The organism is Caulobacter sp. DWR2-3-1b2 (assembly GCF_049896345.1).
Classification (GTDB): domain Bacteria; phylum Pseudomonadota; class Alphaproteobacteria; order Caulobacterales; family Caulobacteraceae; genus Caulobacter.
Genome location: NZ_JAFCUC010000003.1, coordinates 1 through 25,809, shown reverse-complemented (window position 1 = coordinate 25,809; position 25,809 = coordinate 1). Strand labels below are relative to the sequence as shown.

At 68.9% G+C, this 25,809-nt stretch carries 24 protein-coding genes and 1 pseudogene; 14 read left to right on the top strand and 11 right to left on the bottom strand.

The features are described 5' to 3' along the window. Positions 1-4: 4 nt before the first annotated feature. From ACP694_RS09405 to lpxB, 6 genes are read left to right on the top strand one after another with little or no spacing between them, the layout of a single operon-like run. The gene (locus ACP694_RS09405) at positions 5-640 is read left to right on the top strand and encodes an OmpH family outer membrane protein (protein ID WP_426011872.1); all 636 of its coding nucleotides are present in this window, start codon (positions 5-7) and stop codon (positions 638-640) included. A 45-nt stretch (positions 641-685) separates the two neighbouring features. Then, positions 686-1,705 carry a UDP-3-O-(3-hydroxymyristoyl)glucosamine N-acyltransferase gene (gene lpxD / locus ACP694_RS09400; protein WP_426011871.1) on the top strand — a complete coding sequence of 340 codons (1,020 nt, stop codon included), beginning with the start codon at positions 686-688 and terminating at the stop codon, positions 1,703-1,705. A gap of 1 nt (position 1,706) precedes the next feature. Further along, positions 1,707-2,198, top strand: coding sequence for a 3-hydroxyacyl-ACP dehydratase FabZ (fabZ, locus tag ACP694_RS09395; RefSeq protein WP_426011870.1), 492 nt, complete (start codon positions 1,707-1,709; stop codon positions 2,196-2,198). Then, positions 2,195-2,989, top strand: coding sequence for an acyl-ACP--UDP-N-acetylglucosamine O-acyltransferase (gene lpxA / locus ACP694_RS09390; RefSeq protein WP_426011869.1), 795 nt, complete (start codon positions 2,195-2,197; stop codon positions 2,987-2,989). Before fabZ ends, lpxA begins: the two co-directional genes overlap by 4 nt. 7 nt (positions 2,990-2,996) lie before the next feature. After that, a complete protein-coding gene (gene lpxI / locus ACP694_RS09385; protein WP_426011868.1) occupies positions 2,997-3,839 on the top strand; it encodes a UDP-2,3-diacylglucosamine diphosphatase in 843 nt (280 codons plus the stop codon). Beyond that, on the top strand, positions 3,836-5,023 hold the full coding sequence (gene lpxB, locus ACP694_RS09380) for a lipid-A-disaccharide synthase (protein WP_426011867.1): 1,188 nt from the start codon (positions 3,836-3,838) through the stop codon (positions 5,021-5,023). Before lpxI ends, lpxB begins: the two co-directional genes overlap by 4 nt. Here lpxB and ACP694_RS09375 read toward each other — a convergent pair. Next, on the bottom strand, positions 5,020-6,768 hold the full coding sequence (locus ACP694_RS09375) for an ATP-binding protein (protein ID WP_426011866.1): 1,749 nt from the start codon (positions 6,766-6,768) through the stop codon (positions 5,020-5,022). The genes lpxB and ACP694_RS09375 overlap by 4 nt on opposite strands. Before the next feature lie 126 nt (positions 6,769-6,894). On the opposite strand from ACP694_RS09375, the gene ACP694_RS09370 reads away from it, so the two are divergent. Then, positions 6,895-8,490: a flagellar hook-length control protein FliK gene (locus ACP694_RS09370; protein ID WP_426011865.1), complete on the top strand. Its 1,596-nt coding sequence runs from the start codon at positions 6,895-6,897 to the stop codon at positions 8,488-8,490. Then, on the top strand, positions 8,487-8,759 hold the full coding sequence (locus ACP694_RS09365; protein WP_426011864.1) for an EscU/YscU/HrcU family type III secretion system export apparatus switch protein: 273 nt from the start codon (positions 8,487-8,489) through the stop codon (positions 8,757-8,759). Before ACP694_RS09370 ends, ACP694_RS09365 begins: the two co-directional genes overlap by 4 nt. A 162-nt stretch (positions 8,760-8,921) precedes the next feature. On the opposite strand, the gene gltA is transcribed toward ACP694_RS09365, so the two are convergent. Continuing rightward, the gene (gene gltA / locus ACP694_RS09360) at positions 8,922-10,202 is read right to left on the bottom strand and encodes a citrate synthase (protein ID WP_426011863.1); all 1,281 of its coding nucleotides are present in this window, start codon (positions 10,200-10,202) and stop codon (positions 8,922-8,924) included. A gap of 67 nt (positions 10,203-10,269) precedes the next feature. Next, positions 10,270-11,709 carry a glutamate--tRNA ligase gene (gltX, locus tag ACP694_RS09355; protein WP_426011862.1) on the bottom strand — a complete coding sequence of 480 codons (1,440 nt, stop codon included), beginning with the start codon at positions 11,707-11,709 and terminating at the stop codon, positions 10,270-10,272. A gap of 34 nt (positions 11,710-11,743) precedes the next feature. Between gltX and ACP694_RS09350 the strand changes: the two genes are divergently transcribed. From ACP694_RS09350 to ACP694_RS09340, 3 genes are read left to right on the top strand one after another with little or no spacing between them, the layout of a single operon-like run. Further along, positions 11,744-13,921, top strand: coding sequence for a ComEC/Rec2 family competence protein (locus tag ACP694_RS09350; protein ID WP_426011861.1), 2,178 nt, complete (start codon positions 11,744-11,746; stop codon positions 13,919-13,921). Between the two features lie 9 nt (positions 13,922-13,930). Continuing rightward, positions 13,931-14,578, top strand: coding sequence for a glutathione S-transferase family protein (locus ACP694_RS09345; RefSeq protein WP_426011860.1), 648 nt, complete (start codon positions 13,931-13,933; stop codon positions 14,576-14,578). 49 nt (positions 14,579-14,627) lie between these two features. Next, positions 14,628-15,026 carry a GFA family protein gene (locus ACP694_RS09340; RefSeq protein WP_426011859.1) on the top strand — a complete coding sequence of 133 codons (399 nt, stop codon included), beginning with the start codon at positions 14,628-14,630 and terminating at the stop codon, positions 15,024-15,026. A gap of 126 nt (positions 15,027-15,152) precedes the next feature. Here ACP694_RS09340 and lexA read toward each other — a convergent pair whose 3' ends face one another. Further along, positions 15,153-15,860 (bottom strand): transcriptional repressor LexA, encoded by a 708-nt coding sequence (lexA, locus tag ACP694_RS09335; RefSeq protein WP_426011858.1) that lies wholly within the window; start codon positions 15,858-15,860, stop codon positions 15,153-15,155. Between the two features lie 143 nt (positions 15,861-16,003). Between lexA and ACP694_RS09330 the strand changes: the two genes are divergently transcribed. Beyond that, the gene (locus ACP694_RS09330; RefSeq protein ID WP_426011857.1) at positions 16,004-16,597 is read left to right on the top strand and encodes a methyltransferase family protein; all 594 of its coding nucleotides are present in this window, start codon (positions 16,004-16,006) and stop codon (positions 16,595-16,597) included. Between the two features lie 6 nt (positions 16,598-16,603). Here ACP694_RS09330 and ACP694_RS09325 read toward each other — a convergent pair whose 3' ends face one another. Genes ACP694_RS09325 through ACP694_RS09310 form a run of 4 tightly spaced genes read right to left on the bottom strand, consistent with a single transcriptional unit; the run spans position 16,604 to position 20,320 of the window. Beyond that, a complete protein-coding gene (locus ACP694_RS09325; protein WP_426011856.1) occupies positions 16,604-17,938 on the bottom strand; it encodes a serine hydrolase domain-containing protein in 1,335 nt (444 codons plus the stop codon). Continuing rightward, positions 17,907-18,695, bottom strand: coding sequence for an indole-3-glycerol phosphate synthase TrpC (trpC, locus tag ACP694_RS09320; protein WP_426011855.1), 789 nt, complete (start codon positions 18,693-18,695; stop codon positions 17,907-17,909). The genes ACP694_RS09325 and trpC overlap by 32 nt, the downstream gene beginning before the upstream one ends. Further along, positions 18,692-19,720 (bottom strand): anthranilate phosphoribosyltransferase, encoded by a 1,029-nt coding sequence (gene trpD, locus ACP694_RS09315; protein ID WP_426011854.1) that lies wholly within the window; start codon positions 19,718-19,720, stop codon positions 18,692-18,694. The genes trpC and trpD overlap by 4 nt, the downstream gene beginning before the upstream one ends. A gap of 3 nt (positions 19,721-19,723) precedes the next feature. Continuing rightward, entirely contained in the window at positions 19,724-20,320 is a 597-nt protein-coding gene (locus tag ACP694_RS09310) for an anthranilate synthase component II (protein WP_426011853.1), read from the bottom strand. A gap of 137 nt (positions 20,321-20,457) precedes the next feature. Here ACP694_RS09310 and ACP694_RS09305 point away from each other — a divergent pair, with 137 nt between their 5' ends. Beyond that, a complete protein-coding gene (locus ACP694_RS09305; protein ID WP_426011852.1) occupies positions 20,458-20,664 on the top strand; it encodes a hypothetical protein in 207 nt (68 codons plus the stop codon). Positions 20,665-20,667: 3 nt separating this feature from the next. Here ACP694_RS09305 and trpE read toward each other — a convergent pair whose 3' ends face one another. Both trpE and ACP694_RS09295 read right to left on the bottom strand, forming a co-directional pair. Then, complete coding sequence (trpE, locus tag ACP694_RS09300) at positions 20,668-22,203, bottom strand: anthranilate synthase component I (RefSeq protein ID WP_426011851.1); 1,536 nt, start codon at positions 22,201-22,203, stop codon at positions 20,668-20,670. Next, a complete protein-coding gene (locus ACP694_RS09295; RefSeq protein WP_426011850.1) occupies positions 22,200-24,152 on the bottom strand; it encodes a peptidyl-prolyl cis-trans isomerase in 1,953 nt (650 codons plus the stop codon). Before ACP694_RS09295 ends, trpE begins: the two co-directional genes overlap by 4 nt. Before the next feature lie 160 nt (positions 24,153-24,312). Here ACP694_RS09295 and tpiA point away from each other — a divergent pair, with 160 nt between their 5' ends. Then, entirely contained in the window at positions 24,313-25,074 is a 762-nt protein-coding gene (gene tpiA, locus ACP694_RS09290) for a triose-phosphate isomerase (RefSeq protein WP_426011849.1), read from the top strand. A gap of 283 nt (positions 25,075-25,357) precedes the next feature. On the opposite strand, the pseudogene ACP694_RS09285 reads toward tpiA, so the two are convergent. Beyond that, positions 25,358-25,464 (bottom strand): annotated as a pseudogene (locus ACP694_RS09285) (hypothetical protein); the annotation flags it as partial. Positions 25,465-25,809: the final 345 nt, after the last annotated feature.

The window sequence follows — 25,809 nt, the reverse complement described above, 5'->3', positions numbered from 1 at the left end:
GACCATGACCTCCAAGTTCTTCGCCGCGACCGCTTCGGGCCTCGCCGCGCTCACCATGGCGTCGGGCGCTTTCGCCCAAACCGCCCCTCCGACGGCGGCTCCCACCGTCACCCACGGTGCGCCGATCGCCGGCGTCTGCGTGTTCTCCAGCCAGGGCGCCGTCGGCGCTTCGCTGGTCGGCAAGTCGGTCGACGCCCGCCTGAAGGTCATTATCTCGCAGGTCAACGCCGAGCTGACCGCCGAGCGCACCAGCCTGGACACCGACGCCAAGGCCCTGGACGGCAAGAAGGGCACGCTTGAGCAAAGCGCGCTTGAGCAACAGGCCGCCGCCCTGCAGGTGCGCGCCAACGCCTGGCAACGCAAGGGCCAGCAGCGCCAACGCGAGGTCGAAGCGACCGAGCAGAAGCAGATCGCCCGCGTCTATCAGGAACTGGAGCCGGCCATTCGCCAAGCCTATCAGGCCAAGACCTGCTCGATCTTGATCGAGCGGGAGTCGGTGCTTGTGGTCAATCCGGCCATGGACATCACGGGCGCAGTGGTCACCGCAACCGACGCCCGCATCAAGACCCTGACCTTCGATCGCGAACGTCTGGACCAAGCGGCTCCTGGGGCTCAAGCTCTGCAGCCCACCAAGAAGTAAGCGAATCGGTCCGGGCCCAGGCCCGGACCGCTCCCGAGAGGACCCATGCCGGACCCGCGCTTTTTCGAAGACCTGGGCCCGGCGACCCTCACGGAACTGGCCAGGCTGAGCGGTGCTCAGCTGGCCGACCCCGCCCTCGGCGATCAACGGATCAGCCACGTCGCGCCTCTCGAGAGCGCCGACGCGGGGGCCGTGACCTTCCTTTCCGATCCCAAACGACTGCCCGACCTAGGCGGGCTTTCGTCGTGCGCCTGTTTTCTCAAGCTGGAACACGCCGCGCTGGCGCCCGCTGGTTGGGCCTTGCTGATTACCTCGCATCCGCAGGCAGCTTGGGCCGTTGCGGCTGGCCGTCTGCACGCGCCGCGGCGCCATCTCGAAAACGCCACGGCCATCCATCCCGACAGCGCGCTGGAGGACGGCGTCGTGTTGGCTCCGGGCGTGTTGATCGGGCAGGGAGCCCGGATCGGTCGAGGGACCTACCTAGGTCCCGGGGTGGTGATCGGCCCTGGCGTCAGCATTGGCCGGAACTGCCGGATCGGCGCCAATGCGGTCATCGGCTTCGCCATGATCGGCGACCGGGTGGCCGTCCACGCCGGCGCCGTGATCGGCGAGGCGGGGTTCGGCGCGGCGAGTGGCCCGATCGGCGTCGTCGATCTGCCGCAGCTTGGGAGGGTGATCCTGCAGGACGGCGTGACCATCGGCGCTAACAGCTGCGTGGATCGAGGCGCCTTTGGCGATACGACGATCGGCGAGAACAGCAAGATCGACAATCTCGTCCATGTCGCCCACAACGTCCGGCTCGGTCGTAACTGCGTCGCCGCCGCCTATACGGGTATTTCCGGCAGCACGGTGGTGGGCGACGGCGTCGCCTTCGGCGGCAAGGCCGGCGTGGCCGACCATCTGACGATCGGTTCGGGCGCCCAGATCGGCGCCTCGGCGTCGGTGTTCAAGGACGTCCCGGCCGGGGAAACATGGACTGGGTTCCCGGCGCGGCCGCTCAAGCGGTGGCTCCGAGAAACCGCATGGCTGTCGCGCAAGGCGGGCAGCCGGGAACCAAGGGGCTAGAATGAGCCAATCCAACGTCGAAGCGCCGCCTGCCGAAGAGGTTCTGGCCAATATCGACATCGCCGAGATCCTGAACAGGATTCCGCACCGCTATCCGTTTTTGCTGGTCGACCGGGCCGAGACCTACCGCGCGCACAAGTCGATCGTCGGCATCAAGTGCGTGACGATCAACGAGCCGTTCTTCCAAGGGCACTTCCCCGGTAATCCGGTGATGCCGGGCGTGTTGATCATCGAAGCCCTAGCCCAGACCGGGGCGGTGCTGATGAGCAAGTCGCTCGAGGTCGACACCGACGGCAAGACCATCTTCTTTATGTCGGTCGACAATGCGCGCTTCCGCCATCCCGTCCGCCCTGGCGACGTGATCCGCATGGAGGTCGAGGTCGTGCGCTCCCGCTCGACGATCTTCAAGTTCAAGGGCGTCGCCAAGGTCGGCGACAAGGTGGCCGCCGAGGCCGAGTTCGCGGCCATGGTGGTGGAGACGCCCAAGGCATGACCCAGATCCATCCGACCGCAATCGTCGATCCCGGCGCCCAGTTGGGGCAGGGCGTCGAGATCGGCCCCTTCTGCACCGTCGGGCCCAAGGTCCAACTGGGCGACGGCGTGCGCCTGGTTTCGCATGTGGTGATCGATGGCGCGACAAAGGTCGGCGCCGGCACAGAGATCTACCCCTTCGCCGTTCTGGGCGGCGCACCTCAGCATCTGGCGCACAAGGGCGAGGACACCCGCCTGGTGATCGGCGAGCGCAACATCATCCGCGAGCACGCCACCATGCACGCCGGCACGGTCGGCGGGGGCGGGGTGACGACGGTCGGCTCCGACAGCCTTTACATGGTCGGCGCCCACGTCGCCCATGACTGCATGGTCGGCGACCGAGTGACCTTGGCCAACGGCGCCACCTTGGGCGGTCACGTAGTGATCGGCGATTTCGTGTTCATGGGCGGCCTGTGCGCCGTGCATCAATTCACCCGCATCGGCCGATATTCGTTCGTCGGCGGCGGCGGGGTGGTGACCAAGGACGTCATTCCCTACGGCTCGGTGTGGGGCAACCACGCCCATCTCGAGGGCCTGAACCTGGTGGGCCTGAAGCGGCGCGGCTTCACGCGCGAGGCGATCAACGCCTTGCGCGCGGCCTATCGCCTGCTGTTCGCCGACGAAGGCACCTTCCAGGAGCGCCTGGACGACGTGGCCGAGACCCATGCCGGCACGCCCGAGGTGATGGAGATCGTCTCGTTCATCCGGGCCGACGCCAACCGTCCGCTGTGCCTTCCAGAGCGCGAGGTCTAGGTCCGCCATGCGCAAACTGGGTTTAATTGCCGGCGGAGGGTCGCTACCGCTGGAACTGGCCGCCCATTGCCAGGCCGCCAACCGTCCGTTCGCGGTGATGCGCCTGCGGTCGTTCGCCGACGCTCGCCTGGCCCGCTATCCGGGCATCGAGGTCGGGCTGGGCGAGTTTGGCAAGGTGTTCAAGGCGCTGCGGGCCGAGGGCTGCGAGGCCGTCTGTTTCGCCGGCGTCGTCGATCGCCCTGACTTCGCGGCCATCAAGCCTGACCTGCGAGGCCTGGCCGTGATTCCGGGTTTGATCAACGCCGCGCGCAAGGGCGACGACGCCCTGCTGCGCCGGCTGCTGGCCGAGTTCGAGAAGGAAGGCTTTGCCGTCGAGGGCGCCCATGAGGTGCGCGGCGAGATGACCCTGCCGCTCGGGGCGCTGGGCCGCCATGCGCCCACCGACCTGCATCGGGCCGACATGGATCGCGCCCTGACCGTCGCCCGCGCGATCGGCGCGCTCGATGTCGGGCAGGGGGCCGTGGTCTGCGATGGTCTGGTCTTGGCCGTCGAGGCCCAGGAGGGCACGGACGCCATGCTGCGACGGGTGGCGGATCTACCGGAGGCCATCCGAGGCAGGGCCGAGCGTCCGCGCGGCGTGCTGGCCAAGACGCCCAAGCCGATCCAGGAAACCAAGGTCGATTTGCCCGCCATCGGCGTCGCCACCCTGCAGCGGGCCGCGCGCGCGGGCTTGGCCGGGGTGGTGGGTGAGGCAGGGCGGCTGCTGATCATCGACCGCGAGCAGGTCATCGCCTGCGCCAACGACCTGGGCCTCTTCGTGTACGGAGTCGAGCCCAAGGTCGACGCATGAACGCCGAAAGCCGACCCTTCACGGTGATGCTGGTGGCGGCCGAGGCCTCCGGCGACGCCCTGGGCGCCGGTCTGGCGAGAGCAGTGCGGTCGCGGCTAGGCGCTGACAAGGTCCGCTTCGTCGGGGTCGGCGGGGCCAAGATGGCGCAGGAGGGGGTCGAGAGCCCTTTCGACATCGCCCAGCTGTCGATCCTGGGAATCGTGGAGAGCCTGAAGGCCTATCCCCGCGCCATGGCCCGCCTGAAGGACACCTTGGCCCTGGCGGCCCGGGAAACACCCGATGTGGCGGTGCTGATCGACAGCTGGGGCTTCAACATTCGGCTCGCCCAGGCGCTGCGCAAGCGGGACCCCGCGCTGCCGCTGGTCAAGTATGTCGCCCCCCAGGTCTGGGCCTATCGCGCCGGTCGCGCCAAGGGCCTGGCCAAGGCCGTGGACCTGCTGCTGTCCATCCAGCCGATGGACAAGCCGTTCTTCGACGCCGTCGGCCTGGAGAACATCTTCGTCGGCAATTCGGCCCTGGTCCACGATTTCAGCCACGCCGACCCCGCCCGGCTGCGCGCAGCCATCGGCGCGGCTGAGGGTGACCAGGTCCTGCTGGTGCTGCCCGGCAGCCGGCCGTCCGAGATCGAACGGGTCATGCCGCCCTTCGAAGACGCCGTGCGACGCCTTAAGGTCCAGCGCCCCGACCTGCACGTCGTGGTCCCCGCCGCCTCCACCGTGGCCCATACCGTCAAGGCTCGCGTGGCCGCCTGGCCCTTTCGCGCCCATGTGATCGAGGACGACCGTCTGAAGGACGACGCCATGGTCGCCGCCACGGTCGCCCTGGCCTGCAGCGGTACGGTGACCACCGAATTGGCCCTGGCCGGAACGCCGATGGTGGTGGGCTATGTCACCAGCGATCTGACCTTTGCCTTGTTGAAGATGCTGTTCAAGCCGCGCTGGGTAACGCTGTTCAACATCGCCGCTGACGACACCGTCGCGCCCGAACTGCTGCAGACCGCCTGCACCGGCGAGGCCCTGGCGGCCGAGGTCGGCAAGCGTCTGGACGACCCGGCCTTGCGCGCCCGCCAGATCGCCGCCCAGCACGCCGCGCTGGACCGTATGGGGCGCGGCATGCCGGATCCTTCCGAAGCGGCCGCCACGGCCTTGCTGGCGTTCTTGAAAGGGCGCGCTTCGGCCGCCTAGGCCGGTTCGGCTTCGGTCCTGCCGGTCACGGCCCGGTCGAGGGCGTCGAACAGGGTGGCGATGTCGATCGGCTTGCCGACATGGTCGTCGAAGCCGGCGGCCAGCAAGGGCGCGATCTGGTGGCTCATGGCGTTGGCCGTCAGGGCGATGATCGGCGTGCGCGGGCGGCCTTCAGCGGCTTCGCGGCGTCGGATCTCCTGGACGGCGGCGACGCCGTCCATCACCGGCATGCGCACGTCCATCAGGATGATGTCCCAGTCGCCGTCGCGCCAGGCGCCGACGGCCTGGGCGCCGTTGACGACCAGGTCTGGCTCAATCCCGGCCTGGCGCAGGATGGCCTGCAGCACCAGTTGGTTGACGTGGTTGTCTTCGGCCGCCAGCACCCGCAGCGGCGAACGCTGGATGGCTTCCGGCGCCGGTGTGTCGGCCACGACCTGGACCGTTGAGCCGGGGGCCAGATTCTCCGCCGGCAGGGCGATGGTGAAAGTTGAGCCGTGGTCAAGGGCGCTGGCGACACCGATCGACCCGCCCAGCAGGCCGCATAGCTCGCGGCAGATCGCCAGGCCCAGGCCGGTGCCGCCTTGGCGACGGGTGCTGGACGCGTCGAGCTGGCTGAACTTGCCAAACAGCCGGTCGAGATCGTCGGGGGCCACGCCGACGCCGGTGTCGCTGACCGCGATCTCCAAGGTTTCGCCACTCAGTCGGGCCGAAAGATCGATCGTGCCCGCGGCGGTGAACTTCACGGCGTTGGACATCAGGTTGCCGATCACCTGGCGAAGGCGCAGGGCGTCGCCGTGATAGAGGCCCCGCGCTTCTGGCGCGATGGTCAGGGTACAGCGCAGGCCCTTGTCGATGGCCAGCACCGAGAAGGCGTGGTGACAGCCGATCATCAGCTCAGGCAGGTCGAAGGCCGCCGTCTCGATCTCCAGCCGGCCCGCCTCGATTTTCGCCAGGTCCAGCACGTCGTTGAGGATCGCGGTCAGGCCCTCGCCGGACTTGCGGACGATCGCCAGTCTCTCGCGCTGAGCCGGCGTCAGGACGTCGGCCTGCATGACCTGCAGCATGCCCAGGACGCCGTTAAGGGGCGTGCGGATCTCGTGGCTCATGGTGGCCAGGAACGTCGTCTTGGCGGCGTTGGCGGCGGCGGCTTCGGCCGCTTTCTCGCGCGCGCTGGCCAAGGCGGCGACCAGGCGCTGCTCGGCGCCGGCGCGGTGCAGCGCCGCCACAAGCACATAGGCCAAGAAGGCGGCTGCGGCGACGAAGGCGATCATGGCCTGCAGCGGCGACTCCCCGGCGGCGGGTCGCAGGACGGCGGCGAAGGCCGTCAGCAGCACGGCCAGCAGCGAAGCGGCGCCGATCCGGCGCGAGATGGCGAACTCGGCGGTGCTGCTCAGCGCCACGGCGCCCAACATCGCCGCGCCGGCCACTGCCGCTGCGCGGCTGCCGTCGACGACCATCGCCAGGGGAAGCAGGCCATACACACCGGAATAGACGAAGGTGACGACCGACAGCAGCCACTCCTGGCTGTGGCGCGGCGCGGGCGTGTGATCGATCCAGTGTCCTAGAACGTGGTTGAGACCGATCAGGGCACTGACCGCCACCAGCCAGGCCAGGATGAAGGGCGGCTCCAGCCACACCGTCGATCCCACCGCCGCCAGCAGCGACATCGGCACGATCGACAGCAGATCACGCCGCCGATGCGCCGTGACGTCGGTCCAGGCCGTGGAGGGGATGGAGAGCGTCAAACCTGGAACTCCGAGCAGGAGCGCAATCTCGGCTGCCTGCGTTAAGCAAGCCTTTAAGACCCGCTTCATGGCTCTCTATTAGGTTGGAATGACCGGTGTTTGCCGCTGCCGGGTCTGGAGTGTTGCGTGCCGATCTCCGCGATCGCCCCCCTGACGCCGCTCACGCCGCCCACCTTGGTCAACCGGGGTGAGCCGAGCGGCGACGCGCTGGCGCGCGCGGCGATCCTCCAGACCACCGAAACCCTCGGCGCGATGATCGGCCAGGGCCACTCGGAAGTGGCCGACCCCGGCGCTACGGACACCGTGGGTGACGGCGAACTCGAGCGCGCCAAGGCCGCCGAGGCGCGCGCCGCCGCCAGTCTGGTCACCGCGCCCGATACGCCGGCCCGCGCCGTCAGCTTGGCCGCCGGTCGCGCCGCCGCGCGCCAGGGCGGCCTGGCGCCGCTGATGGCCGACATGACCCAGGCCGCCGCCGATCCGAACGTGCCCGCGCCGGTCAAGGCGGCGATCGCCCAGGTAATGGCCTTGGGCGCCCAGATGGACGGCCAGATCAGCGGGCCGGAAATTCGCCAGGCCCTGCAGCGCTCGGGCCTGTTTCTCGAAGCCCGCCTGGCCGCCGCCGCGCCGCAAGACGCCCTCCAGCGCCCGCCCACGGGCACCCTGACCGCGCCGCCCCGTCCCATCCCCACCCCGACGCCCAACAGCGACATGAAGGCGGCCCTGCTGGTGTTTCGCGAGGTGGTGAAGACCTGGGTGGACACACTGCCGCCGGCCTCGGCCCAGGCCGCGACGTCCGCCTCAAACCCTGCGGCGACCGCCGCGACCGCCGCCGCGCAAATGGCCGACAGGGGAACGCCTCAAGCGCTCGCCGCGAAGATCTCGATGCAGGGCGCCGCGCCGGATAAGGTCGCGCTTGATCCGGAAGTGTTTGCCAGCCCGTCGGCGGCGCCCGACCTCCGCCCGGCCTGGCAGCGCGCGATGACGCCGCCGCCCATGGCTCGTCTCGAACCGCCGCTGCCGGCTTTCGGCGCCATCGTCGAAGGCGACTTCGCTCTACCCCTGGGGCCGCCGCTGGCGACGCCGCGTCCGATGCAGGCCGCGCTGGCCGGCGCCTACGGCGCCGCCGTCCAGCACACGCCATCTGGCGTTCCACCGCCCTATCCGGGGGCGCCGACTCATGCCCAGGCCGCCGCCCAGTCGAACCTGCCGCTGGGGGCCGATCCCCGCCTCATCGGCCAGCGCCTGCTTTCCGAGAGCGGCGCGGCCTTGGCACGGACGGAACTGTTGCAGATCGCCTCGCTACCCGACCCGGCTCCCGCCATCAGCCGACCCGTCGAGGATCCGGGCGCGCGATGGGTGTTCGACATGCCGTTTCAGACGCCTCAAGGCCCGGCCGTCGCCCAGTTCGAGATCAGCCGCGACGGCGGCGGCTTGGGCGGGGAGGGCGGCGGACGAGGCTCAGGCCGCACCTGGCGCGCCCGCTTTTCACTGGATGTCGAGCCCATGGGCCCGGTTCACGCCCAGGTCGCTCTGACCGGTGACACGGCGCGCGTCTCGCTCTGGGCTGAACGCCCCGCCAGCATGGCCCGTCTGCGCGGCGGCGAAGCCCGCCTGGACGCCGCCCTGCGCGAAGCCGCGCTGGAGCCCGAGGTCGCCTTCCACGTTGGCCAGCCGCTCACCGTCGCCGCCGCGCCCGGCCAGTTCCTGGACCAGGCCACATGAGCGGCGCTATCGGACGTACGGGGACGCGCATCGCCGTCGCCCTGCAATATGACGAGCCGCACGCCCCGCGCGTCGTCGCCACCGGCCGCGGCTGGGTGGGCGACAAGATCATCGAGACGGCCCGCGAGCACGGCGTGCCGATCGAGGAGAATCCGGCCCTGGCCCAGGCCCTGTCGACCATCGAGCTCGACGAGGAAATTCCCGAGGCGCTCTATCGGGCGGTGGCCGAAATCCTCGGCTTCATCCTGCGCGCCGCCGAGACGCGCTAGTTCCGGCGCGATCCGGCCAGACGGGTTCCGCCCGCGAACATCAGGTCCGACCAACGCCATTGTCTGTGCCCAAGGCGATCCTCGCCGCTCGACAGCACCGTGGGGTCCAAGAAAAAGGCCCCGCTTTCGCGAGGCCTTTCCAGTTTGGGATGCGCGACGCGCTTAGCCGCGCTTTTCGACGGCCAGGTAGTCGCGCTGCGTCGCGCCGGTATAAAGCTGGCGCGGGCGGCCGATCTTGCGCGAGGGATCCTCGAACATTTCCTTCCACTGGCTGATCCAGCCGACGGTGCGGGCGAGGGCGAAAAGCACCGTAAACATCTCCTTGGGGAAGCCCATGGCGCGCAGGGTGATGCCCGAATAGAAGTCGATGTTCGGATAGAGCTTGCGGTCGATGAAGTATTGGTCGCTCAGTGCAACCTTTTCCAGCTCCATTGCCACTTGGAGCAACGGGTCGTTGATGCCAAGTTGCTCGAGCACCTCGTAGCAGGTCTTCTGCATGACCTTGGCGCGCGGATCGAAGTTCTTGTACACGCGGTGGCCAAAGCCCATCAGCTTATACTTACGGTCTTTCACGCCCTGCACATAGGCGGGGATGTTCTCGACCGTGCCGATCTCTTCCAGCATCTCCAGGGCTTCCTGGTTGGCGCCGCCGTGCGAGGGGCCCCAGAGGCAGGCGATGCCGGCGGCGATACAGGCGAACGGGTGAGCCCCCGACGAGCCGGCCAGGCGGACGGTCGAGGTCGAGGCGTTCTGCTCGTGGTCGGCGTGCAGGATGAAGATGCGGTCCATGGCGCGGGTCAGGACGGGGTTGGGAACCCAATCCTCGGCTGGCACCGAGAAGCACATGCGCAGGAAGTTTTCCGAATAGCTCAGCTCGTTGCGCGGCGTCACGAATGGACGGCCTTGCGAGTACTGGAAGGCGCGGGCGGCGATGGTCGGCATCTTGGCGATCAGGCGATGGGCGCTGATCTCGCGTTGCTTGGGATCATCGACGTTCAGGCTGTCGGAATAGAAGGCCGACAAGGCCCCGACCGCGCCGGTCATCACGGCCATCGGGTGGGCGTCGCGGCGGAAGCCCTGAAAGAAGGTGTCGAACTGGGCGTGCAGCATCGTGTGATAGGTGATGTTGCGTTCGAACAGGGTGAATTCGTCGGCCGTCGGCAGCTCACCATTCAGCAGCAGGTGGCAGACCTCCAGGAACGAGGACTCCTCGGCCAGCTGGCCGATCGGATAGCCGCGGTGCAGCAAAATGCCGGCGTCGCCGTCGATATAGGTGATCTTGCTTTCGCAAGAGGCGGTCGAGGTGAAGCCCGGATCGAAGGTGAAATGGTCGCTGTCGCCATAGAACTTCCGCACGTCAACGACGTCGGGGCCCGTGCTGCCCTTGAGAATTGGCAGGTCGTAGCTCTTGTCGCCAATCGTCAGCGTGGCTTTGTCGGTCATGCGGGAGACCCCTTGAAGAGTGGAACGGGCAGTCCAATTTTCGATTTCGCGAGTGCGATATAGCGCCTCATGCGCGCGACGCCAGGGCGTCGTCAAGTCGCCCCAGAGACTCGTCGCGACCGAGCGCGGCCATGATCTTGTGCAGGTCGGGCGCTTGCGACCCGCCGGTGAGGATTCCGCGCAGTGACGGACCAAACTTGCCAAAGCCGACGGCCTCGGATTCCGCGAAGGATTTCAACAGCGTTTCCAGCTCCGCTACCCCCCAGACCGGGGCTGCGTCCAGCTGAGCGCGCAGCCGGGTCAGCCGTTCCACGGTCTCGTCGGTCAGCTGCTTAAGGGTCTTTTCCTCGAGCGCCAGCGGACGCACCTTCAGGGCGAAGGCGCAGTGCTCGGCCAACTCCAGGATGGTCTTGGCGCCGGACTTGACGTGCGGGACCACGGCGTGGAGCCGCGCGGCGGCGTCGGCCGGCAGGGCCGCGCCCTGGGTCTGCAGCGCCTTCAGGGTCAGATCGGCCAGGCGGCCGTCCTCGGCCACATGCAGGTGCTGGCTGTTGATGAAGTTCAGCTTGGCCCAGTCCAGGCGGGCGGGGGCCTTGACCACGTCCTTGACGTCGAACCAGCTGATCGCCTCCTCGTCGCTGAACACCTCGTCGTCGCCATGGCCCCAGCCCAGGCGGGCCAGGTAGTTGCGCAGGCCCTCGGGCAGGTAGCCCATGTCCTGGAACTCGCCCACGGCCTGGGCGCCGTGACGCTTGGACAGCTTTGCGCCGTCGGGGCCGTGGATCAGCGGGATGTGGCCGAAGGCCGGCAGGGTCCAGCCCAGCGCCTGATAGATCAGGGTCTGGCGGGCGGCGTTGTTCAGGTGGTCGTCGCCGCGGATCACGTGGGTGACCCCCATGTCGTGGTCGTCGACCACCACGGCCAGGTTGTAGGTCGGGGCGCCGTCCGCGCGCAGCAACACAAGGTCGTCGAGTTCGGCGTTGTTGAAGGTCACCGGCCCCTTGACCAGGTCATCGACCATGGTCGTGCCGTCCAGCGGGCCCTTGAAGCGAATGACGTGGGGCGCGGTCGGATCATTGGGCTCCGGGGCGTCGCGCCAGGGCGAGCGCAGGGCGGGGCCGCCGGCCCGAGCCAGTTCGCGCGCAAGGGCCAGGTCTTCCACGCTCATCCAGCAGCGATAGGCGCGGCCGGCGTCCAGAAGTTGCTGTACGGCCTCGCGGTGGCGGTCGGCCTGCTTGTGCTGGAAGACGACCTCCTCGTCAGAGGTCAGGCCCAGCCAGTCGAGGCCTTCGAAGATCGCGGCGACGGCGGCTTCGGTCGAACGCTCCCGATCGGTGTCCTCAACGCGAATAAGGAACTTCCCACCCGTATGGCGTGCATATAACCAGTTGAACAGCGCCGTGCGCGCGCCGCCGATGTGCAGGAAGCCGGTCGGCGACGGGGCGAAGCGGGTGACGACGGCGCCATCCTTCTTGGGGGCGGTCGTCGGAACGGGGGAATTGGTCATCGGAACCGGGGCTGACTTAGTGGAGGCCACGGACGTGGCGAGGACCGCGACGCCGGGCAAGACCGGCGGCGGCTGGGCGGCGCGTCTTAGCACGCGGATTCGCGCCCGTCCTAGTGCGGCGGCGTTCGGCGCGTCGCTGTGGCGCGAGATCGACGCCAATCGCGAGCGCTGGATGCTGTGGTCGCCGGTGGCCTTCGGCCTGGGAGCGGCGGGCTATCTTGAGCTGAAGGTCGAGCCATCCTGGACGCTGCTGGGCGGGCTGGCCTTGGGACTAGCGGCCGTGGTCTGGCTTGCCGCGCGACGCTGGCCGGGCCGGGCCGTTTCGGTGCTGCTGGTGCTCGCGACCTTCCTGACGGCCGGCGCCTTGGCCGGCAAGGTGCGTTCCGTGCTGGTCGCCGCGCCGATCATGAGCGGCGATCGGACGGTAGTTACCATCGACGGCTTCGTGGTGGACGTCGTCAGCCCCGGCGCCGGCGGGCCACGCCTGTTGATCGCGCCGGCCTCGATCAGCCGGCTTGCGCCGGAAGACACGCCCAAGCGGATCCGCGTCACCGTGGACGCGGAGCACATTCCCGCGCCGGGTCAAGCCATCCGGCTCCGGGCCATGTTGGGACCGCCGCCGCCGCCAGCCTCGCCCGGCGCCTATGACTTCGCCCGAGACGCCTGGTTCCGCGGCGTGGGCGGGGTCGGCTTCCTGATAGGCGAGACCCGCCCCGCCGAGATGGACCCGCCGCCGGCTCGCCTGCGCCTTGCCATGGCGGTCAACGCCTATCGCTGGCGGCTGGCCAGCCGCATCGTCGCGCGGATGGGGCCGGAGACGGGCGGGATCGCCGCGGCCATGGTCACCGGCCACGAGGCCTGGATCACCCAGGACCAGACCGACGCCATGCGGGCCTCGGGCCTTGCCCACATCCTGTCGATCTCGGGCCTGCACATGGCAATAGTCGGCGGGTTCCTGTTTGGGCTGGTGCGGCTGGTCATCGCCGCCTGGCCGTGGATGGCCCTGCGGGTCCCCGGCAAGAAGGTGGCGGCCGTGGCCGGGCTGACGGCGATCTTCATTTATCTGGTGATTTCCGGCGCGCCGCCGCCGGCGCTGCGCGCGGCGATCACCGCCACCGTGGCCTTCGCCGCCATCCTGTTCGATCGCCAGGCCATCACCCTGCACGGCCTGGCCATTGCGGCCTTGGCCATCCTGCTGGTCCAACCCGAGTCGGCCGGCGCGCCGGGCTTTCAGATGTCGTTCGCCGCCACCGCCGCCCTGGTCGCCCTGGCCGAGGCTTGGCCCAGGCCTGTGCGCGAGATCTCGGTCCCCTGGCCGATCCGGCTCTTCCAGGGCGCGATGAACTGGCTGGCGGTGAGCATCGGGGCCAGTCTTGTGGCTGGCCTGGCGACAGGGCCGTTCGCCATGCAGCATTTCAACCGGGTGGCGGTCTGGGGCCTGCCGGCCAACCTGGCGGTCGCGCCGCTGTCGTCCTTCGTGATCATGCCGTTCCTGGCGATCGGGGCGGTGCTCGAAGTGTTTGGCCTGGGAGGACCGTTCCTGGCCGTGGCCGGCTGGGGCATCGACGCGATGCTGTGGATCGCCCATGGCTTCGCCAGCGCCGGCGGGGCTCAACGGGTGGTGGCCAGCGGCCCGCCCTTCACCCTGGCCCTGGCCTTTGTCGGCCTGATGTTACTGTGCCTGTGGCGCGGACGCCTGCGCTGGTTGGGCGGGCCCCTGGCCCTGGCGGTGGCGCTATGGCCCCGGCCGCCGGCGCCCGACGTCTGGATCGCGCCAGACGGAACCACGGCGGCGGTGCGCGACGGCGGCCGGGCCGTCCTGCTGCGCCCCGACGCCCGGCGGTTCGGGGCGGAGCTCTGGAGCCGCCGGCGGGGGTTGGCCGTGCCCACCGACACCGCGCGGAGTCCGTCCTATGCCTGCGATCGGCGGTCCTGCGCGCCCACCAAGACTTCGCCGGTGCCGCTGGCCCTGTCCTGGAGCAAGGCCGCTCCGGACGCCGACGTTCTCGCGGCGATGTGCGCGGACGCCGAGATCGTCGTGCTGCGCGGCTACGCTCCGATTACGCCGCCGGCCTGCCGGGACCGCATCGTGCTCGACGCGACCGATTTCGCCGTCGGCGGCGCGGCCGAGCTCTATCGCCGCGACGGTGGGTGGTGGATCGTCTGGGCCCAGCCGCTGCGGGGCGTGCGGCCGTGGACGAACACGCCATAGGGGGACGCCATGCTCAAGGTCTGGGGAAGACGCAATTCGTTGAACGTCCAGAAGGTGCTCTGGCTTATCGCCGAGCTTGACCTGCCGCATCAGCACCTTCCGGCGGGTGGTGACTTCGGCGGCCTGGACAGCCCGGACTTTCGGGAGATGAACCCGCATGGTCACGTGCCTGTCCTCGAGGACGGCGGTGTCGCGGTGTGGGAGTCGCACGCCATCCTTCGATACCTGGCTGCCACCTACGGCGAAGGGCGGTTTTGGCCAACCGACGCGGCGACGCGGGCGCCGGTCGATGGTTGGATGGACTGGTCGCAGACCGCGCTGCAGCCGGCTTTCCTGAGCGGAGTGTTCTGGGGCTTTTACAGAACGCCCGAGGTTTTGCGAGATGGGCCAGCCATCGCCCAGGCGGTGGAACGCACCCATCGCTGCCTGGGTCAGGTCGAGGCGCGACTCGAAGGTCGGGCCTTCATGATGGGCGAGGCGCTGTCCTTGGCCGACATCCCCATTGGCGCCTGTCTCTATCGCTATTTCGAGTTGGAGATCGACCGGCCGCCGCAGCCCCGTTTGCAGGCCTGGTACGACCGGCTACGGGCGCGGCCGGCCTATCGGGAGCATGTCATTATCCCGTTCGCGGAACTCAAAGGGCGTTTGGCGTTCTGAATCGCGAGGCGAGGCGAGGCGAGGCACGGGCCTGGAGACGGAGACGACTATGGAACGACAGGGCGGCTGCGCCTGCGGGGCGGTCCGATACGGCGCGGAGGGCGGGCCGCTGCGGGTCGGCATGTGCCACTGCCTGACCTGTCGCAAGCGCCACGGCGCGCCTTGCAACGCCTTCGCGGTCTTTCGGTCGGACAAGGTGCGGGTCGAGGGCGAAACCTTCGCCTGGGCGACTTCCGAGCGCGGCCGCTCGCACGGCTGCGCGGTTTGCGGCTCGCCGGTCTTCTGGCGTGAGGGCGAGGACGAGATCGAGCTTCACCTGGGCGGCTTCGACGACACCGGTCAGTTCATCCCGCAATACGAGGTCTGGGTGAAGCGCCGCGAGCCGTGGATGATGCCGCTAAACGTGCCGCAATATGCGGAAAACCGGCCGGCCGGGCTGGCGACCTAGGGACCTCGGACCGCAGCAGAGTCTGCGTGGTCTTTCGCGGATGCAAATGAGGACAGGCCAATGCGCCTGCCCCCAGCCGTGATGCAAACCCTGCTCATCCTGGCGTTCACCGGGATGGGCGAAAATCTAATGATACCGCCGGATCAGTCCCACCAGCTTGCCTTGGACCTCGACCTGGTCAGGACCGAAGATGCGGGTCTCGTACTTGGGATTGGCGGCTTCCAAGGCGATCGAGCCGCCCTTCTTGCGCAGGCGCTTGAGGGTTGCTTCCTCGCCGACCAGGGCGACGACAATCTCGCCGCTGTTGGCGGTGTCGCCCTTGCGGATGATGACATAGTCGCCGTCGAGGATGCCGGCATCAATCATCGAATCGCCCTGGACCTCGAGCACATAGTGCTCGCCGCCGCCGAGCATGGATTCGGGCACAGGCAGGCGCTCGCGTTCATGCTGGATGGCGTCGATGGGCGTGCCGGCGGCGATGCGGCCGAGGATCGGCAGTTCGCGGGTGTTGTCGGCGGCGATCTGGACGGGCGCGGCCACGGCCGGCGCCTGCCCGCCGCCTTCCAGCACTTGCGGCTTGAAGGCGCCGCGACCCTTGGGCGGGGCGGCCGTCGTGGCCTGTTGCGGCAGCTTGATCACCTCCAGCGCGCGGGCGCGGTGCGCCAGGCGGCGGATGAAGCCGCGCTCTTCCAGCGCCGTGATCAACCGGTGGATGCCTGACTTGGACGCCAGGTCGAGCGCCTCCTTCATTTCGTCGAAGGAGGGAGAGACACCGCTCTCTTTGATCCGCTCGTGGATGAACATCAGCAGCTCGTGCTGCTTGCGCGTGAGCATGTCGGCCTCGCAAGTCGTCGCGGAACAAACCGCAAACCTCTCAAATGTTCTCTAGGTGTTCTTCGTTAATGTCAAGTTGACGCGGCGATCGATGTTCGGTGTAGCTGAACGCCGTAATCTTTGCCGAGGGGAGCCTTCGCGACATGGACCACGCCTGGCTTCTGACCACGGGTTGGCCGCGCGCCTTCTGGACCAGCTACGGCGCCTTCTGCCTGTTTGAGCTGTGGGTCTGGTGGCGCGACCGGCGCACGGCCAGCGGCCAGGACGCCGACCGGGGCAGCCTGCAGGCCGTGGTCCTGATTATCGCGGCGGGGATCTTCGTCGCCTTTTATGCCGCCAACGCCTCTGAATTTGCTCGCATAATCCAGTGGAGGAGCGAGGCGCGGCTCCTGGCGCTGGTCCTGATCTGGACGGGCCTGGCCCTGCGCCTGTGGGCCATACTGACCCTCGGGGCCTTCTTCCGCCGCACCGTGCATCTGCACGACGGTCACCGGATGATCACGGGCGGCCCCTACCGGATCGTCCGCAACCCGGCCTATCTGGGCAGCCTGCTGAGCCTGGTCGGCGTTGGCCTTGGCCTGGGCAGTGGACTGTCGGTCCTGGCGCTGTTGCTGGCCGGCCTGATCGCCTTCGGGTGGCGCATACGGGTGGAGGACGCGGCGATGACGGCCCGATTCGGCGATGAGCATGTGGCCTATCGCCGGCGCAAGGCGGCGCTGATTCCCTATCTCTGGTAGCAACGCTCAGGGTGCGACAATCGCGCCATCGCCTTTTAGCTGAAGCCAATCCTCAAACGGCAGGCGATAGGCCTTGTCGAAGACCTCGGCCTGGAGCTTGAAGGGTAGGCTGCCCTCGCTGTTCCAGAGCATCACCACGCCGGTCTTCGTGGCGGGATCGAACATCATGGTCGAGCGATAGCCGGTCACCGCCCCGCTGTGGCCGATCAGGCGGCGGCCCTTGTAGGTGAAGCTGCGCATGCCCAGGCCGTAACCGGGGCGTTCCAGCGCCCGGCCCATGGCCGATCGTCCATAGGGCCGGCCGGTATTGACGCGCGGTCGCTGGATGTCCGCCAACACCGGGGCCGGCAGGACGGCGGGCGCCTGACCCATCTGCGCCTGCATCCAGCGCGCCAGATCCACGATGTTGGAATTGACGCCCGCTGCGGCGGGGATGCGGTAATAGGCCTCGACCAACGGCACGCTGCGGCCGCCACGCGAAGGCCGCGCCCAATGCTTGGCGGTCCGCAAACCGTCGATGCCGATGGTCGCGCCGGTCATGCCCAGAGGCAGGAACAGCTTCTGGCGAGCCTCCTCGGCATAGGGGCGATGGGTGGCGGTCTCGACGACCTCGCGGATCGTGTCATAGGCGATGTTCTGGTAGCTGTGGCACGTGCCGGGCGGGCAGAGCAGGGGCACGGCCTCCAGGCTTGCCCGGATCTGGCGCGGGTCTCGCCCGCCTTCGAGCCAGCCGTCATAGGCGTTGCGGGGTAGGCCAGTGCGCTGGGACAGCAATTGCTCGACCGTCAGCGCGTTCTGGGCGTCGCCCGGCAGGCGCAGGCTCGTATCGAACTTTCCCAGGGGATCGGTGAGCGCGATCACCCCGTCCGCCGCCAGGCGGGCGCTCAGCGTTCCCGCCACCGTCTTCGACAGCGACGCCCAGCGGAAGACCGTGTCGGCGTCGATCTTCTCGCCGCTCTCCGGCGCGGTGAGCCCGTAGCCCTGGACGAACGACAGTTGGCCGTTCTCGACCACGGCGATCGCCAGGCCTTCCATGGACTTGTCAGCCATCATCGCGTGGATGCGAGCGTCCAGGGCTCGATAGTCGATGGCGCCGCGCCAATCCTTTGGCCGCAGGGGCAGGGTGACGGGCGCCGCCGTCGCGGTGGGGGCGACCGGCTTGACGGTATTCTGCTCGGGGACGCAGCGCGAGGCGATCAGGCCCAGCGCCCCGAGGCCCAGCACCAGGGCGGCGGCCGCCGGCCGCCAGCCTAGCCAGCGCCGTCGCCAGGACGCGTCTTGCGGAGGCTTGTCGAACGAGGTCAGCAGCCTAACCCAGCAAGGCCCGCGTCGCCGCCGCAACGTCGGCCTGGCGCATCAGACTCTCGCCCACCAGCATGGCCTTGGCGCCGGCCGCTTCCATCCGCACCGCATCGGCGGCGACGAACAGGCCGCTTTCCGTGACCAGCAGGACGTTCTCCGGAGCCTGAGCGGCCAGGCGTTCGGTGACGGCCAGATCGACCACGAAGCTCTTGAGATCGCGGTTGTTGATCCCCACCAGGGTCGCGCCCAACTGGCCCGCCCGCTCCATCTCGGCCTCGTCATGCACCTCGACCAGGGCGTCCATGCCCAGGCGCGCGGCTTCGGACAGCAGGTCGGCGGCGAGGGCGTCGTCGATCATCGCCAGGATCACCAGGATGGCGTCGGCGCCCAGGGCCCGGCTCTCGGCCACCTGCCAGGGGTCGACCAGGAACTCCTTGCGAATGCAGGGCAGGCTGACGGCGGCGCGGACATCGATCAGATAGCCGTCGGCGCCCTGGAAGCTGGGACCGTCGGTCAGGACCGACAGGCACGAGGCGCCGCCGGCCGCATAGGCCCGGGCCAGGGCCGGCGGGTCGAAATCGGCGCGGATCAGGCCCTTGGACGGCGAGGCCTTCTTGATCTCGGCGATCAGGGCCAGCCTGCCGGGCGCGTGATCGGCCTCGAGGGCCGCCTTGAAGCCGCGCGGGCTGTTGGCGATCCTGGCGGCGGCGTCGACCTGGGCGAACGAGCGGCGGCGCTTCCGATCGGCCACGTCCTCGCGCTTGTATGCGGCGATCTTGGCGAGGATATCGGTCATGCGCTTACAGTTTCACTGTTGGTGGCCGCGACGAGACCGGCCAGGGCCGCCTTGGCGCGGCCGTCGTCGAGCACGGCGGCGGCCAGTTCGACGCCCTCGCGCAGGGTTTCGACCTTGTCGGCCACCAGGAAGGCAGCGGCGGCGTTCAGCATGACGATGTCGCGATAGGCGCCCTTTTGGCCGTCCAGCAGGGCGGTAAGGGCGGCGGCGTTATAGGCCGGCTCGCCGCCGATGATGTCGGCCAGGGCGGCGCGCGGCAGGCCCACGGCTTCAGGTGTGATCGTGAACAGGCGCAGGGCCCCGTCGCGCCATTCGGCGACCTCGGTTTCGCCGGTGGTGGTCAGTTCGTCCATGCCGGCCCCGTGCACCGACCAGGCGCGCTCGGCCCCGAGAGCGCCCAAAGCCTTGGCCACGGGTTCGACAAAGCGGTGGGCCGAGACACCCACGACCTGGCGCTTGGCCCCAGCCGGATTTGTCAGCGGGCCCAACAGGTTGAAGATGGTGCGGAAACCTAGCTGCTGGCGGATCGGCGAGACGTGCTTCATCGCCCCGTGGTGGGCCTGGGCGAACAGGAAGCAGATGCCGGCGTCGTCCAGCGCCTGGCGCTGCTGGGCGGGAGTCGCGTCGATGTTCACGCCCAAGGCCGCCAGCACATCGGCGGCGCCCGACTTGCTGGTGATCGCCCGGTTGCCGTGCTTGGCCACCTTCAGCCCTCCGCCGGCCGCCACGAAGCCCACGGCGGTGGAGATGTTGAGCGTATGCAAGCCATCGCCGCCCGTCCCGCAGACGTCGATGACCTCATAGGGGTGGTCCAAGTGGATGGCCGCCCGGCGCATGGCCCGGGCGCAGGCGGTGATCTCGCCCACGGTCTCGCCGCGCAGGCGCATGGCGGTGACCGCCGCAGCCACCTGGGCGGGCGTCGGCTCGCCGCGCAGGCAGGCGGTGAAGAACAGCTCGGCGTCGTCCTCGTCGAGGGTCTGGCCATCGGCGAGCTTGGCCAGCAGGGGCTTGAAGGCGTCCGACATCGCCTAGACCCAGATCGCCCTGTCGCGCTTGACCTTGGCCAGGTCCAGGAAGTTGGCCAGCAGCTGGTGGCCGCCCTCGGTGGCGATCGATTCGGGGTGGAACTGCACGCCATAGACCGGGCGGGTCTTGTGTTGCACGCCCATGATCTCGCCGTCCTCGGTCCAGGCGGTGATTTCCAGCTCGGTGGGCAAGGTGGCCTTGTCGACCGCCAGGCTGTGGTAGCGCGTGGCGGTGAAGGGGTTGGGCAGACCCTTGAAGATCCCCAGATCGTTGTGATGGATCGCGCTGGTCTTGCCGTGCATCAGCGCCTTGGCGCGGATCACGTCGCCGCCATAGGCCTGGCCGATGGCCTGGTGGCCCAAGCAGACGCCGAGGATGGCCAGGTCGTCGGCCGCGCCGCGCAGCAGCGGCAGGCAGATGCCGGCCTGGTCGGGCGCCTTGGGGCCGGGCGACAGCAGGATCGCCTGCGGGCGAAGGGCCAGGGCCTCCTGCACGGTCAGGTCGTCGTTGCGATGCACGACGGTGTCTGCCCCAAGCTCGTTCAGATAGTGGACGAGATTGTAGGTGAAGCTGTCGTAGTTATCGATGACCAAGATCATGACGCCGCCTTTCGGAAACAGCTTCTAGCGGGTTTGGCGCAAAAGGTGAGGGGATTCGCGCGGGAGATTTTCTCGCAACGCCCCCAGTGCGAAAGCGCCGCATTGCGTGGATGTGGGGCTAGGGCATCTTCACCGCCATGAACCCCGCTGATTCCGCCCTCGACACCGCCGCCATCGCCTATGCCAGGGCGCTGCTGCGCAAGCCGATGCGTCGACAGAAGATGGGGCCGGTGCTGGCGGCGGCGGCTTTCGCGGCGCTCAGCGCCATCACCTTCGCCACGGTGATGGTCATGGCCCCGCCAGCGGTCGTCCAGCACCTGCCGTCCGACCGCCTGGGCGGCTAAGCCCTAGGCGAAGCGCCAGGCTTCCTCGGCCGCGCGCTTGAGGGCGCGGGACTTGTGCAGGGTCTCCTCATATTCGGCGTCCGGATCGCTGTCGGCCACCACGCCGCCGCCGGCCTGGACATACATCATGCCGTCCTTCACCAGGGCCGTGCGCAGCACGATGCAGGTGTCGACCGAGCCGTCGGCGCCGATATAGCCCACCGCCCCGGCATAGCCGACGCCGCGCTTCTCGATCTCCAGCTCGTCGATGATCTCCATGGCCCGCACCTTGGGGGCGCCCGACAGCGTGCCGGCGGGCAGGGCGGCCATCAGCACGTCGACCGGGTCCACGCCCTCGGGCGCGTCGCCCTCGACATTGGAGACGATGTGCATCACGTGGCTGTAGCGTTCGATCTTGAAACTGTCGGTGACTCGGACATTGGCGCCCTTGCTCCTGGTCGCCGGGTCATTGCTGCCGGCGTGCTTGAGCATCGCCACCCGGCCGACGTCGTTGCGGCCCAGGTCCAGCAGCATCAAGTGCTCGGACCGTTCCTTGGGATCGGCCAGCAGCTCCTTCTCCAGCGCCAGGTCTTCTTCGGGCGTCGCGCCGCGCGGCCGGGTGCCGGCGATGGGGCGGATGGTGATCTTGCCGTCGCGCAGGCGCACCAGGATCTCCGGCGACGAGCCGACCAGCTCGAAGCCGTCGAGGTCGAGGAAAAACAGAAAGGGCGAGGGGTTCGTACGGCGCAGCGAGCGGTAGAGCGCGAACGGCTCCAGCGGGAAGGGCGCGCGGAACCGGTGGCTGGGCACCACCTGGAAGATGTCGCCGGCCCGGATGTACTCTTTCGCCTTCTCGACCACCACCGCGTAGTCCTCGCGGCTGACAGGGGTGGTGAACTCCATCTGCCCGTGGCTGGGGCGCGGGGCCGAGTGGGCCAGCGCACCGCGCAGATCGGCCATCACGGTCTCGATCCGGGCGCGAGCGGCGGCATAGGCGTCATGGGCCGAGAGGCCGGGCTTGTGCCGCGCCGTGGTGACCAGGATGATCTCCTGGGCGATGGCGTCGAACACCGCGACGATCGACGGCCGGGTCATGATCCCGTCCGGCAGGCCCAGGCTGTCGGTATTGACGTTGGGTAGGCGCTCGGCCAGGCGGACCATGTCGTAGCCCAGGGCCCCGAACACCCCGGCCGAGGGCGGCGGCAGGCCGGCCGGCATCTCGATCCGCGAGCGGGCGATCAGATCGCGCAGGCTATCCAGCGCGCCGCCCGCCTGTGGCGTGAACCGGCCGGCGGCGATGTCGTCGCCCTCGGCGACCTCGGCCTGGTCGCCGCGACAGCGCCAGACGAGATCCGGCTTCATGGCCACGATCGAGTAGCGCCCGCGCCAGGCGCCGCCCTCGACGCTTTCGAACAGGAAGGCGTAAGGCCGCCCGTGACCGATCTTCAGATAGGCCGAGACCGGCGTCTCCAGGTCGTCGATCAGCCGGGTCCAAACCACCTGGGGCCGGCCGGCGTCATAGGCGGCGGTGAAGGCGTCAAGCGCGGGCTCCAGGCTCATTGCGCGTCTGGCTTCTTCTTGCCGTCCTTGGCGCCGGGCAGGGTGGCCGGATCGACGCCGATCGCCTCTTGGGCCAGAGGCAGATTGACCCGGGTCTTGACCTGCAGGCGGGCCGCTTCGGCGGCGGCGTCGCCGACGTCCTGATACAGGCCCTGGCTGGCCTGCCGGCGCATCGCCTCGGTGACCCGGGCCAACTGCGCCACCGTGCCGGAGCGAACGGCCTCGACCTTGGCGACCAGATAGTCGCCTTGCGGGGCCCGGCTGGTGAAGGGCTCGCCCGGCTTGGCGTTGAAGGTGGCGATCAGCAGATCGCGGCCCAGGCCCTGAAACTGGCGGGCGTTTTCGCGCGTGATATTGGGCACGCGCTGGACGTTGGACTGGGCCGAGGCGGCGACCGCCTCCATCGACTCGCCCTTCTTGACCCGCAGGCCCAACTGGTCGGCCTTGGCCTTCATGCGTTCCAGCAGCGTCTTGAGCATCCATTGCTGGGTCAGGGGCGCGCGGATTTCGTTCAGGCTGGGCATGGCGGGCGGGATCACCCGCTCGACACGCACGGCGTAATATTCACCCTTGCTGACTTCGATCAGCTCGCTCTCGCCGCCGGCCGACAGTTCGAAGGCGGTTTTCAGAACATCGGGGGTGAGGCCGGGCACAGGCTGGCCGGTCTCGTCGACGCCTTGGGCGGCGATCGGCGCGGTAGTCAGGACCAGGGCGCCGGCCTTGGCTGCGGCGTCCAGCAGGTTGGCGCCCGCGTCGTGGGCGTCCTGATAGGCCTGGGTCTGTTCATAGGCCTTGCCCTGGGCGGCCTGGAGCTTCAGGTCGGCCTCGATGCCCGGACGCAGGGCCGCCAGGGTGGGGGCGGCGGCCGGGGTGATCTTGGTGAGCTTGACGACCGACAGACCCAGATCGCCGGCGATCGGCGCGCTGACCTGACCTGGCGCCAGGGCGAACACCGCCTCGGCCACCTTTCGGTCGGGCAGGGCGGCCTTCGGCTTGCCGTCGATGGCGACGGGGGACTTGCCATAGGCGCCGGCGACAGCGGGGAGTGAGTCGCCCTTGGCCAGGCGCTGGGCGATCACGGCGGCCGCCTTGGCGTCGGGGGCGACGATCTGCACGAACGAGCGGGTCTCGGCCACGCTCAGCGACGCCTTGCGGGCGTCGAAGGCCTTGACCACGTCGGCCTCGGGCACGGTCACCGAGGGTTCCAGCGCCTTGGCGCTGAAGCGGGCCACCGACAGGACCCGCGTCTCGGGACGGGTCAGGCGTGCGGCGTTTTCCTTCATGAAGGCCTGAAGCTGGGCGTCACTGGGCGGCGCCACCTTGTCGACGATGGCCGGATTGATCGCGAAGGCGGCCAGGTCGCGGCCTTCGAGGCCGTAGGCGGCCTGCAGGGCCGAATAGATCAGCGGCGCGCGCACGCCGTGGGTCACGGCCGAAAACAGCTGGGCCTGGGCCAGGCCGTCGCGCAGCTGGGCTTCGTATTGAACGGGCGTCGCCTTGTTCTGGGCCAGCAGCGCTTCGTACATCTTGGCGTCGAACTTGCCGGTCACAGGGTCGAACGGGCGCACGCCGGGGGGCAGGGCGGCCAGCTGCTTGTGGAGAATGTCGGCGATCAGCTTGTCGGACGGCCGGACGCCCATCTTGCGGATCACCTCGGCCAGAGACTCCTGCAGCGAGATTTCCTTCAGCATGCGGGTGTCGATGCCCTGGGCCACGGCCTGTTCGGGCGTGATCACCTGGCCCTGCTGCTGCTGGCGGTCGCGATAGCTGTCGAACTGCGCCTTGAACTGCTCGGGCGTCACGGTGCGCTTGCCCGCCTCGATCACCCACTTACCGGGGGGATGGCGGAAGACGTCGCTGATCCCGAACACCGCGAAACTGACGATCAGCAGCGCGAACAGGACGATCGCGAAGGGCGATTTGGCGAAGGAGCGGAAGCCGGCGAGCATGACTGAGAGAAACCTTCCTCGATAAACCGCGCGGATTCCACGCATAGCGACGGAACGGACGCGAGCAGCGGGTATAGTAGAGCCCCAGGGGGGGCGGCAAGCGGCGGACACGCCAAACCGGTCTTGACTTCCCACGGGGCGACGGGGCCAAACCGGGCGCATGACCCTTTCCTTGACCACACCCCGGCCGCTAATCGCCGGAAACTGGAAGATGTTCGGCCTCGAGGCGTCGCTCGACGAGGCCCGCACCGTGGCCGCGGCGCTCGCCGAGCACCCGGCCGCCGCCCGCGTGGCGATCTGCCCGCCGGCTACCCTGCTGCACCGGCTTTCCGAGGTGCTGGCGGGCGAGAGCGTGCTGGTGGGCGGCCAGGACTGCCATCCCGCGCCGTCGGGGGCCCACACCGGCGACCTCTCGGCGGCCATGCTAGTCGACGCCGGCGCCCGGCTGGTGATTCTCGGCCATTCCGAGCGCCGCGCGGCCTATGGCGAGAGCGACGCTCTGGTCGCGGCCAAGGTCGAGACGGCCCTGGCGGCCGGGCTGGAGCCCATCGTCTGCGTCGGCGAAACCCTGGCCCAGCGTGACGCCGGCCAGGCCGAGGCGGTGGTCACCGCCATGGCGCGCGGTTCGCTGCCGCCTTCGCTCGCCGGCCAGGACTTCGCTTTGGCCTATGAACCGGTCTGGGCAATCGGCACGGGCCGCACGCCGACGCTGGCCGACATCGCCGCCATCCACGCGGCCCTGCGCGGCGTTCTGGTGGAGCGGTTCGGCGCGCACGGCCAGACGGTGCCTATCCTGTACGGCGGCTCGGTGAAGCCGGAAAACGCGCGGGAGATCCTCGCGACAGCCGACGTCGGCGGCGCGCTGGTGGGCGGAGCGTCTCTGAAGGCGGCGGACTTCCTAGGGATCATCGGCGCGGCTTAGAGGCGCGGGGGACATGCACTCACGCCCCGACCTTGGCCAGGTTGCAGAGGGTTGGCCGTGAGTGCGTGTCCCCACCTTGGCCCGCTGCGTCACAGGATTGGCACGGGGTAGCCCTGAAGCGTGGGGGATGAAGATGGGGACACGCACTCACCCCCAACGTCTCGGCAGGTCTTCCGAGGCCTTGCCGTGAGAGCATGTCCCCGGCGGGGATCGACGCGCCTTCATCCCCACAAACGCCCACCACAAACCCAAACAAACTCAACGCCTTATAAAATAATCAGCTTCACCACCGCTGGCGCATCCAGAACCGCCGCATAATCATCCCACCTCGCCGCATGGAAAGGGCGCATGGCCAGCGACCGATGCGGCGGCGGGGGGCGATCGAGCGGGCAGCTCTGTCGGCGGCGGGTTTCGCGAGAGGCTCGTGACTTCACATCTCTGGCGCCGGTCGGGCGTGGAACACAGATACGACGTGATGTGAGGGCCGAAAGGTAGAAGGTGGGCGGTGACGCGCTCGCGGTCCGGGACCGGGTTTCGTTGACCTGGCCCGCCCGTCGGAGGCTTCAAGGCGGCGAGGCTCTAACAAAGCCAGCGTCGCGGGCTTCCGGATAACGATGGCGCGGAGCACTAGGCTTCGTCGAAACGGGAACAACTACTCAAACTCCTGACCTCGTCCGGCGCTCCGCGACCCTTTCCAACACCTTCAGCGGCGATTTGCGTGAAGTCCTCCCCCCC